At 50.6% G+C, this 9,893-nt stretch carries 10 protein-coding genes; 7 read left to right on the top strand and 3 right to left on the bottom strand.

Annotation, left to right across the window (positions count from 1 at the left end):
* Window positions 1-1,586 (bottom strand): hypothetical protein (locus QUB63_RS30295; RefSeq protein WP_332949076.1); only part of this gene is annotated, 1,586 nt, incomplete at its 3' end.
* Between the two features lie 113 nt (window positions 1,587-1,699).
* Here QUB63_RS30295 and QUB63_RS30290 point away from each other — a divergent pair.
* Window positions 1,700-1,939, top strand: a complete 240-nt coding sequence (locus QUB63_RS30290; protein ID WP_332949075.1) for a hypothetical protein — start codon at window positions 1,700-1,702, stop codon at window positions 1,937-1,939.
* Between the two features lie 168 nt (window positions 1,940-2,107).
* On the opposite strand, the gene QUB63_RS30285 is transcribed toward QUB63_RS30290, so the two are convergent.
* On the bottom strand, window positions 2,108-2,587 hold the full coding sequence (locus QUB63_RS30285) for an NUDIX domain-containing protein (protein ID WP_332949074.1): 480 nt from the start codon (window positions 2,585-2,587) through the stop codon (window positions 2,108-2,110).
* 165 nt (window positions 2,588-2,752) lie between these two features.
* Here QUB63_RS30285 and QUB63_RS30280 point away from each other — a divergent pair, with 165 nt between their 5' ends.
* Together QUB63_RS30280 and QUB63_RS30275 are read left to right on the top strand one after the other, a co-directional pair.
* The gene (locus QUB63_RS30280; RefSeq protein WP_332949073.1) at window positions 2,753-3,454 is read left to right on the top strand and encodes a lipase family alpha/beta hydrolase; all 702 of its coding nucleotides are present in this window, start codon (window positions 2,753-2,755) and stop codon (window positions 3,452-3,454) included.
* A 112-nt stretch (window positions 3,455-3,566) separates the two neighbouring features.
* The gene (locus tag QUB63_RS30275; RefSeq protein ID WP_332949115.1) at window positions 3,567-4,247 is read left to right on the top strand and encodes a Uma2 family endonuclease; all 681 of its coding nucleotides are present in this window, start codon (window positions 3,567-3,569) and stop codon (window positions 4,245-4,247) included.
* Window positions 4,248-4,377: 130 nt separating this feature from the next.
* Here QUB63_RS30275 and QUB63_RS30270 read toward each other — a convergent pair whose 3' ends face one another.
* Window positions 4,378-5,193, bottom strand: a complete 816-nt coding sequence (locus tag QUB63_RS30270) for a class I SAM-dependent methyltransferase (RefSeq protein WP_332949072.1) — start codon at window positions 5,191-5,193, stop codon at window positions 4,378-4,380.
* 190 nt (window positions 5,194-5,383) lie between these two features.
* Between QUB63_RS30270 and QUB63_RS30265 the strand changes: the two genes are divergently transcribed.
* The 4 genes from QUB63_RS30265 to QUB63_RS30250 all read left to right on the top strand — a co-directional run.
* The gene (locus QUB63_RS30265) at window positions 5,384-6,055 is read left to right on the top strand and encodes a response regulator transcription factor (protein WP_332949071.1); all 672 of its coding nucleotides are present in this window, start codon (window positions 5,384-5,386) and stop codon (window positions 6,053-6,055) included.
* A gap of 120 nt (window positions 6,056-6,175) precedes the next feature.
* Window positions 6,176-8,137, top strand: coding sequence for a sensor histidine kinase (locus QUB63_RS30260; protein WP_332949070.1), 1,962 nt, complete (start codon window positions 6,176-6,178; stop codon window positions 8,135-8,137).
* A gap of 390 nt (window positions 8,138-8,527) precedes the next feature.
* Window positions 8,528-9,295, top strand: a complete 768-nt coding sequence (locus QUB63_RS30255) for a DUF928 domain-containing protein (protein ID WP_332949069.1) — start codon at window positions 8,528-8,530, stop codon at window positions 9,293-9,295.
* A 6-nt stretch (window positions 9,296-9,301) separates the two neighbouring features.
* Window positions 9,302-9,893 (top strand): tetratricopeptide repeat protein (locus QUB63_RS30250; protein ID WP_332949068.1); only part of this gene is annotated, 592 nt, incomplete at its 3' end.

Below are 9,893 nucleotides of genomic sequence, written 5' to 3'. Positions count from 1 at the left end.
GGAGAAGGCGCAGCTTCAGGAGAAGGCGCAGCTTCAGGAGAAGGCGCAGCTTCAGGAGAAGGCGCAGCTTCAGGAGAGGGCTGCGGTAACGGTTCGGTTGCGGGTTTCGGTTGAGGATTCGGCGACTGTTGGGATGCAGGTTTCGGTTGAGGATTCGGCGACGGTTTGGTTGCGGGTTTTGGTGAGGGCTGTGGCGACTGTTGGGCCCCTGGTTGCGGTTTGTTAGAGGGCGCTGGCGGCTTCTCAAACTGCGGTTTCACTTCCGCAGGGGCTGGGGGCTGTTCGCCTGTCGGGTTGGGTGCTGTCGGGGCCGGCGCTAGCGGCTGCGGGCCTGTAGGCCTGGTTGGGGTGGTGGATGGGGTTACAGGAATGCCGCTGCAAACTTTTTCGTCGTATTTAAACGCGACAGCCACCTGGTAAAGCTTGTGGGTGCTGGCTGCTGGAAATGTTACAGCAGGGTTAATAATCGCTGTTCTCGCCGCATTATCGAGAATACCGTAACCCGTGGGGACGATCGGCTTAGGCTCTGCCTTGAGCAAGCCTTGAGGGTTGACAACTGCTCCAAAAACTGCTGTTCCTTCGAGTTTTTGCGAGCAAGCTTCTTTGGGATAAGCGACATTCACAGGAGTCGGCCCCGTCATTTCCAAGTCGGGATAAGCCTTTTTGAAGTCATTAAACAAAGCAACATAGGTATTTGCAGCAGCAAGCAGTGTCTCTCTGTCGTTGGGTAAGTTTGAACCGGGCATTCCCTGCTGTTCTAGCTGTTGCTGTCCCTGGTCAAATTGTGCCCTCCTGATTCTTTCTTCGGGAGTTTCCGCGATGAGATTCCTTTTATTGGGATCTTTTTGAGTCAATTTCGGTACTCCATCGGGGCCTGAATTCCTTCCAGGGTATTGAGGGGTGTCTATTACAATTGGAGGAAAGTCTGGGAGTCCGCCAGCGGCTCTACGTTCTATAACCCTTTTGAGCGTCTCCGCTTCATCTTCCGGTGGCCCGCCGGGAAGCTGGGGTAATCCTGTCACTCCTGGTGGCGGGGGCGGGATATTGCGATCGAAATTACCGGGTAATGGCGGGAAAATCAAACCGCTGGGAGGTGCTTGGGGGATGACAGTTGGTGTTGTCGGGGAGGGGGTTCTGAGAGTTGGAGCTGGAGTTTTTGGAAGCTGCGGGGCTGTTGGGGCCGTTAATGGCGGCAGAGGGGGATCGAGAGGGGCAAAGAATCCAGGAGGGGGCATTCCCGGCGGCATGGCGGGCAAGTTGATTTCTGGAGGTGCGGGGGGCAAGGGGGGGGCTAACTTGGGCGAAGCCGGAAGGGGAACTGGTGCTACGATCGAGAACGGCGTATTGGACGGCCGCGGTGGTATGGTTTGTGGCAGGCGGCCGGCTTCTGCGGGAGTTAGTTGTACGAATCCGACGGAACCGGGGATGTTTTTTGAGGAATTGCCACCACCATAGATGATGTTTGAGATCGTCGGAGCGCTTACTCCCAGCACTCCGTGAAGGCCTACAGAAGCTAGGGCTGCCCACCAAAAAGGCTGGCGCAGCGGTTCGGAAAGGGCGTTGGCTAAGGAGGATGAGTCAGTCATGACCATAGGGAGTGGGGAAGGGGGAATGGGGAATTGGTAATTGGTAATGGGGAATTGGTAATGGGGAAGGGGGAATTGGAAGTTAATAGTTATTAATTGATATTGTTTTTATTTTGAGTGATTTTAAACGTGGCTGTTGGGGAATTCAAAGGTATGATTTTAGCACGATCGCCCTCGAAGTTGCCCGATCGCTCTTGATGACGATTCAGGGACGCCCAACTAAACCAATTTTATTAAACACCGACGACAAGTTCCGAGCGATCGGCGTTTCCAATTCGGTGACAGCATCAAAAAACCGATCGAGTGGCTGTCAGCCCAGCCCGCAGCCCCTCGGTGGTCCCGCCCCAAAATGAGTACAAGCCCGCGACACTAGCGTCAGGGTCGATTCTAAAAATTGTAGATTAAAGTTCCTGCTCCCTGATTCACGGAGCTGCAAGTAAATCTAAAATCGTAAGGGCGTGAGCACTCACGCCGAAGTCTAAAATCTCAAATCTCAAATCTCAAATCTAAAATCGACAGATTCACCAGCGATAGCGGTAAGTTTTAAAAGGAGCTCCCTCAACGCTCAGCAAGTCGATCGGATAAATTGGAGCGCCGCTTGCCATATATTGAAACATTTCCCGAACTTCCTCGCCCCGGAGCGACAACTGGTCTAACTCTTTGAGAGAATACCAGCCAGCACATAAAGTATGCTCGTCCGGCTTGCTCTTGGGCGGCGTCTTATCTTCAGGACGAGCCACAAAAATCACCCTGAGGCGCACATTGCCCCTAGGCATCACCGTATGCTCTACCCTGAGAATTCCCTCCACGATCACAGAAATCCCCGCTTCCTCGATGGTATTGCGCACAGCAGCTTCGAGCAAAGTCTCGCCTTTTTCCACTCGCCCTGCTGGGAGATACCACTGCTGCTCGTACTTGCGCTCTTGTACCAATAGAAAACGGTCTTCTAAGTGAACGACAACTAGGGTAAAATACAATGTTGGAATCGGCTCGCGAGCCATAGAAGTAGATATTCCCCAAGCAAAAAGTTTAACGAGCTCAGATGTTAACCATCCAAAGGATGCTTCGGCAAGCGTCTTTGAACTTGAAAAATAGATCGTAGCACCCCGGCCGCAAAATCTAAAATCTCTAATCTAAAATCTCTAATCTCAAATCTAAATTTGATAATGCCATTACCAACCGTGATTTTGCCCGGATATTTTGCTGCTGCTTCAGACTATCGGGAATTAGAAAAATCTTTGGTCGATCGAGGTTTCCCAACTGTAACAGTACCGCTGGGCAAGGGAGATTGGTTGCCGACTTTCGGCGGGCGCTCGATGGTGCCAATTTTGCGGCAGCTCGATCGCACGGTCAAACAAATGTTACAGCAATACGGCTGCCAACAGATCAATCTCGTCGGTCATTCGGCCGGCGGCTGGATTTCTCGGATTTATTTGGGCGAAAAGCCTTACACGATTCACAAAGACGTGCTTGAGGATGCGGGTTTGTGGGAAGCTCACCCCTATGTCACCACTTTAATCACTTTAGGCACGCCGCACGTCTCTCAAGAGCGCTGGACGCGCAAAAACCTAGATTTTGTCAAAATTCACTATCCGGGGGCTTTTCACCCGCAGGTGCGCTACGTGTGCGCTGCGGGGAAGGCTGTTTTTGGCAAGCCCGGTTTAAAGACTTGGCTGGCTTACAAAAGTTATGAATTGACTGTGGGGAAGGGCGAAACTTGGGGCGATGGAATTACGCCGGTGGAAGCTGCTCATTTGGACGGGGCCGAAAATTTGGTGTTGGACGGGGTTTGGCATTCGCCTCGTTCTCCGGGGAGGTGGTACGGTTCGGCGGATGTTTTGCCGGCTTGGGTTGGGTATTTGGATTGAAAACGAACCGCGAAGACGCGAAGCACACGAAGAAAGAAAGAAGAAGAAGAAAATACAAGGGTTGGCTTTTGTTAAAATCTAGCTCGGAAGGGAGTTTATAACAAATATTATGATGACACGCCCAAAATTACTCAATCCTCTTTTAACAATACTGCCTTTGGAAAATGGCGATCGGCTCAGTCGCGCTGAATTCGAGCGTCGGTATACGGCAATGCCGGAAGTAAAAAAAGCTGAATTGATTGAAGGAATGGTTTATATGGCATCACCGTTAAGATTCAGAAGTCACGGAGAACCGCACGCTTTTATTATAACTTGGCTGGGAGTTTACAGGGCTGCTACACCTGGAGTGACATTGGGCGACAATGCAACTGTGCGCTTGGACGCGGATAACGAACCTCAGCCGGATGCTTTGTTGAGGATTGATGCGGGAGGTCGATCGCAAATCAGCGATGATGATTATGTTGAAGGTGCGCCGGAATTAATTGTGGAAGTGGCCGCTAGCAGTGCTTCCTACGATTTGCACGAAAAACTCAAAGTTTACCGCCGCAACGGAGTGCAAGAATATCTCGTTTGGCGGGTTTATAACTGCGAATTAGATTGGTTTGGGTTGAGGGATGGCGAATACGTGCAGCTTGAACCTAATGCTGAGGGGATAATTTGTTCGGAAGTTTTTCCTGGGTTGCGGTTGGATAAGTTTGCTTTGTTAGCTGGGGATTTAGCGAGAGTGTTGGAGGTTTTGCAGCAGGGATTGGCGACGACGGAACATCAGAGTTTTGTGGAAAATTTGTCTTGAATTTATGAGACAAGATTGCAAAAGTCCTTTTAATCAAATGTTCGGACGATGCTCAGAGCAACGTCCCACAATAAAAAAAAATTGTGGGATGGGCTTCTAGCCCGTCTTAGTTATTTTTGCAAGATGTCTATTAATTTTTTAGTCCGCAAGCCATCAACCAAAAACTCATCATCAATCGATCGCCCGCAGCTACAAACTCATCCAGCGAAACCAGGTAGCTGGCTATTTCCGACTCAGAAATCAACCCTTGTTTGACCATTTGCAAAATCGGCCCGGAGTCCAGCAAAGGTTGGAACGCTTCAATTCCTATGATATCGCTGTGGCTGACAACTGCTTCTAAATCTACGTTAACAAACCCAGCTTCTTTGAGAATGCGGCACAGATTTCGCCCGAGCGACAAATTGCCATTCCGAGATGCCATTATCTGTTTCCATTTTTCCCTAACAATCTCGACCGACATGGGTGGATTTGTCAGCCAAAACAGATCCGCATCGCTATCGACAATCACCAGTTTACCACCTGGTTTCAAGATGCGGAATATTTCTCGGGCTGCTGCGACGGGATCGGGGAGGTGAACGAACAGCAAACGGGCGATCGCAAAGTCGAAAGTGTTATCATTCAAACCAGTATCCGCAACCGACGCTTGGACGTGATTTACTCGATCGCCCGCTTTGTCCTGCAAATATTCTAATGCTTTTTCTTGCAGTACGGGGTCAATTTCTACCGCTGTTATCGAACTGTTTGGCAGCAATTCTAACAATTTTTCAGTAAAAAATCCCGGCCCGCTACCTGCTTCCAAAACATTCATCCCGTCGGCTAAACCGAACCACTTTAAATTGCGCGCTTCTTTTTCCCAACTGAGTTGAACTTGAGCTTTTAGGCGTTGGATTTCTGCCTCAAATTCCAGATTGTACGTGTTTGCTTGATACGAACCTTCTGCTATCATAAAATTATCCTTGCAATCTTGAATTTTTTTGCAATACAACTATCAGAACTGCGCTTTAGCGCAATTCTCGTTGCTGACCTCCACAAACCTATTTTGCGGACAGATGCAGGACGAGAACCATACAATGCCTTTATTGTAAGAAGAGAAAGGATTATTTAAACTGACGATGTTGTGTGGCAACGAATTAACTATGCCCCAGACTTTACCTCAACCGGAGAAACGAACATTTTTAGTCGTGGACGATCATGCGATGGTTTTAGGCGGCACGCTTAATATTCTGAGGCAGGAGTATCCAGAAGTAGAGATTGTGACAGCTTCAACGGCTCAGGAAGCCCTTGAGCAAATAGCGCAGACAACCCCGGAGCTGGCGATCGTGGATTTGGTTATGCCAGAGGCGATCGGCGAAACCGCCCAGGCAAATTCAGGGCTTCAACTCCTCAAAACGCTGATGGAGCAGTATCCAAGTTTGAATATTGTAGTGCAGAGCGCTCATGTTCGGACTTTAGTTTGGCTGAAACCGTCGATCGACAATCACATGGGCGGATTCACGGTTGTTGATAAGAGTCAGCCGATGAAAGACTTGCTGGCGATGGTCGATTGGGCGCTGCACGAGCGGATTTATACTCCCAGAGAGATTCGCAATGGGCTGCAACTCAAACCCGCTTGGATGCAGGTGTTGCAATTGGCTTTTCAAGAGAGTTTACAGGATACGGCGATCGCCAAACGGATGAATGTTTCCGAACGCACCGTGCAGTATTACTGGACTAAGATTCGAGATGTGCTAGAAGTGTATCCCGACGATGACAAAAATCTGCGGATTCAAACGGAAGTGCGGGCTAGGGAAGAAGGATTAATTGATTAGCGATCTCAAGTCTGCTTAATTACTTATAAATCCTGTACGGGCATCGGCCTGCATAGGGCATCGGCCTGCATAGGCCAAACAGTCGGACAAAAGTATTATGACTATTCAACCGGAAACGAGATGAAGCGCGATCGAGGGCAAGCAGTCAGAGCAGATATCTCGACTTGGCGACGGGGATCGCTTCCAGGGTTGATGGTGATTGTCGCTGTAATGATGGCTAGATTGACGGGTGCGCTTCAGTTTTTGGAGTTGGTGGCGTTCGATCGATTTTTGCTGCTGCGTCCCCCTGAGCCAATCGATGAACGGATTGTAATTGTGGGCATCACTGAGGAAGATATTCAACGGGCCAAAACTTATCCGATTCCCGATCGCGAAATTGCCGATTTACTCAAACGGTTGCAGGCTTACGAACCGATCGCGATCGGGCTGGATATTGTCCGCGATATTCCGGTTGAACCGGGTCATGCTGAACTAACATCGGTGTTTCGCAGCAGCAAGAATGCGATCGGAGTGGAGATTGCTTTGCCCGATCGCAGTGGCTTTACCGTCGCACCTCCGCCCGCGCTGCCATCGGAACAGATTGGCTTTGCAGATGCCGTTCTGGATGCGGATGGCTACCAGCGCCGCAGTTTATTGGGGTCTGGGGCTCACAACCCCCAGCAGGAATACCGTTTTTCGTTTTCCCTGCGACTGGCAGAACGCTATCTCGCCACAAAAGGTATTGCGTTAGAAAATGGCATCCACGATCGCGATGCCTTGCGGTTTGGCAATACTGAGTTAACCAGGCTTCAACCCAATTCCGGCGGATATGTGCGGGCGGATGCAGGTGGCAACCAGATTTTGCTGAATGTTCGCAGCGGGACAATGCCGTTTCGCGTGCTTTCCCTGGAACAAATCAAGGCAGGACAAGTAGATCCGAACTGGATTCGAGGCAAAATTGTGCTGATTGGGATGATGTCTTTTAGCGCGAAGGATTTGGCAAGTTCGGGCGCGATCGCAGGTATCAATCCCGGACGGATTTACGGAGTCGAAATGCAAGCCCACGAAACCAGCCAGATTGTTAGCGCGGTACTCGATCGGCGACCTTTGCTTCGGGTTTGGGCGGATGGCTGGGAAACGCTCTGGATTGCGGTCTGGGGACTCTTGGGGATGAGTTTGGGACAATTTGTGCGATCGCCCTGGAAAATTTTGTTGGGGCTCTTAATCGCCAGTATCAGCCCGATCGCGCTCTGTTACTGGCTGATTCTTTTGGGATGGTGGGTGCCGATCGTGCCTGTGTTGCTCGTACTCGTGTTGAATGGGGCTGGGTTGACGGCAGCGTTATTTTATCGCCACGAACAGGAACTCCGACTGCGGTTAGAGGAACGTCAATTTGCGATCGAGCAGACGTTTAATGCCATTCACAGCGGCCCTTTACAAACTTTGGTGGGAATTTTGAGAACTGCTCGAGAACAAGCCACACCGCCGTTATTTCTACCGGAGTTGCAACGCTTGAATCAAGAATTGCGGGCAGTTTACGGCTCTGTGCAACGGGACGCGATCGCAGATGAACCGCATCTCCGCATGGGAAGTGCGATCGAATTAGCCCTGCAGGCCCCGTTGCATGAATTGCTCTACAAGGTCTATTCCAACACGCTCGAACAAGAATTGCCATACCTCAAAACGATCAAATTCAAAATTGTGCAGTTCGATCCTTTGAACACATCGCATCTGCGGTTGGAACACAAGCGAGGACTCTGCCGCTTTCTGGAAGAAGCGCTCTGCAATGTGGGGAAACACGCGATCGAAGCCACTCGCTTGACCGTAATTTGCACTCAGGAGGGCGATCGGCAAGTGATTCGGGTGACGGATAATGGCAAAGGGAACCCGTCTCAGTCAGAAACGCTTAGCTTGGCCCAAATCGATCGAGACAGGGAGATAAGCGAAGATTTAAACCCTAAACTCCAACCTTCAGGATTAGGAACCCAGCTTGCCAAGAACTTAGCCAAACAATTAAGCGGAACGTTTCGGCGCTACCCGAATCAACCGAAGGGGATGGTGTGCGAGTTAACCTGGTCAGCAAAACGGCGGTGGTTCAGGTGATCGGTTTGGCTGACCCTTGTCAAATCGGATCTAACCATCGACAACACGGCAATTCTGGACACGGCAATGGCCTTCTTCGTGTCAACTTAAGCTGTCAGTCCACCCAGTCCTCCCGCCCACCCGGCAGTCCGCCAGGGAATGAATTCCCTGTCTAATAGCGAAAGTCCTCTCAAAGAGGACTGAAGAACTCATTAGTCGTCTTCAGACGACTTTAGCTTTGAGGCAGGGGTTTCAACCCCTGCCGGACTGCCGGACTGAGGGTTTGACTTAGCTGTTAACACTAATGCCTTCTTCCCTCTGTTAGATATTTGCACCTTCCCGCAAACGAAGCTTGCCGACAGTCCTCTATTGTGTTTGTGTATTCCTGATTACTCTAGAAGATAGTTACAGATGAGCATTCAGATGATGACTCACGGATTGAAGCGTCGAACCATTTACTCTGCGGGAATTGCGAGTTTAATCCTGAGTGTTTCGCTCTGGATTCCTCCTGTAGCGCTGGCAAAATACACTCCTCCTAAAAACCCTTCTAAACCGAAAGAAACGGGGACGAATACCACTCGCGGCGGCAGTTGCGAAGCTAATTCATCGGCGAGATTGACTGCCTTAGTGCCGTTTAGCCATGTGGGAGAGACGATTTCTGGGCATCCGACTTTTACCTGGTTTGTACCCGATAGCCCTCCTCGTCCGCTGCAATTGAGGCTGTTTACTCGCACGGGACAACTGCTCTACAAAACCGACATGGAGAGTCAGCCAGGAATAATGTCGGTTGCTTTGCCCTCAAATCTGCCCCAACTGTCGATCGGGCAATCCTATCAGTGGCAAGTGGTGTTGGTGTGCGCTCGGAATATTCCTTCGAGGAATGTGGTGGCGACGGCAGAAATCCAAGTGGTGCAGCCTGCTGAATCGTTGCAAACTCAACTTGCAGCCGCGTCAACTCCCCAACAGCGGATCGATCTGTATGCGGAGGCTGGGCTGTGGTATGACGCGATCGCCGAAGCGCGCAAAGCCTCTGGGACTTCTCAAAACCAAGCGGCTGTGCTGGAATTGCTAGATGGTCTCGCTAGTTCGGAAGCCCAACCTTTGAAAGATTGGAGCGATCGCTTGCGGCAGATTAGAGCGATCGAACAACAGCGCCAACTCCCGCAACCCAAACCCTAAAATCCCATGCAGCCTTTCTCGCTAAAACTGCTCAAATCCAGTAATTGTAAAGTGCGATCGGGCTTCCTGTTTCCCCTCGCGTTTTGCTTTTTGTCTGTTGGCTTTTATATTCCTCCGCATTTCTCACTCCCGGTTGTTGCTCAAACTACGGATGCTCGTCAAGCAGAGGCCGATCGGCTGATGCGGCAGGGCAACCAACAGTATCAGACTAGCCAATTAAGAGCAGCGCTGAATTCCTGGCAACAGGCACTCCAAATTTATCGCGCCCTCAAAAACCGCCAAGGGGAAGGTAGGGCACTGGGCTCTTTAGGAATCGCTTACGTCTATCTAGGCGACTATGCCAAAGCGATCGAGTATGCACAGCAATATTTAGCCATCGCCCGCTCCATTAAAGACCGTCTAGGGGAAGGTACGGCACTGGGCAATTTGGGAGCCGCTTACCTCTATCTAGGCGACTATGCCAAAGCGATCGAGTATTCACAGCAATATTTAGCCATCGCCCGCGCCCTCAAAAACCGTCAAGGGGAAGGTACGGCACTGGGCAATTTGGGAGCCGCTTACCTCTATCTAGGCGACTATGCCAAAGCGATCGAGTATT

This window comes from Microcoleus sp. ARI1-B5, assembly GCF_036705795.1.
Lineage (GTDB): Bacteria > Cyanobacteriota > Cyanobacteriia > Cyanobacteriales > Microcoleaceae > Microcoleus.
This window is presented reverse-complemented; position numbering and strand designations above follow the sequence as displayed.

Bases quoted from the DNA above. Each gene is read 5' to 3' on its own strand.
- QUB63_RS30285 (WP_332949074.1), bottom strand. From the start codon at position 2,587: ATGGCTCGCGAGCCGATTCCAACATTGTATTTTACCCTAGTTGTCGTT.
- QUB63_RS30280 (WP_332949073.1), top strand. From the start codon at position 2,753: ATGCCATTACCAACCGTGATTTTGCCCGGATATTTTGCTGCTGCTTCA.
- QUB63_RS30275 (WP_332949115.1), top strand. From the start codon at position 3,567: ATGACACGCCCAAAATTACTCAATCCTCTTTTAACAATACTGCCTTTG.
- QUB63_RS30270 (WP_332949072.1), bottom strand. From the start codon at position 5,193: ATGATAGCAGAAGGTTCGTATCAAGCAAACACGTACAATCTGGAATTT.
- QUB63_RS30265 (WP_332949071.1), top strand. From the start codon at position 5,384: ATGCCCCAGACTTTACCTCAACCGGAGAAACGAACATTTTTAGTCGTG.
- QUB63_RS30260 (WP_332949070.1), top strand. From the start codon at position 6,176: ATGAAGCGCGATCGAGGGCAAGCAGTCAGAGCAGATATCTCGACTTGG.
- QUB63_RS30255 (WP_332949069.1), top strand. From the start codon at position 8,528: ATGAGCATTCAGATGATGACTCACGGATTGAAGCGTCGAACCATTTAC.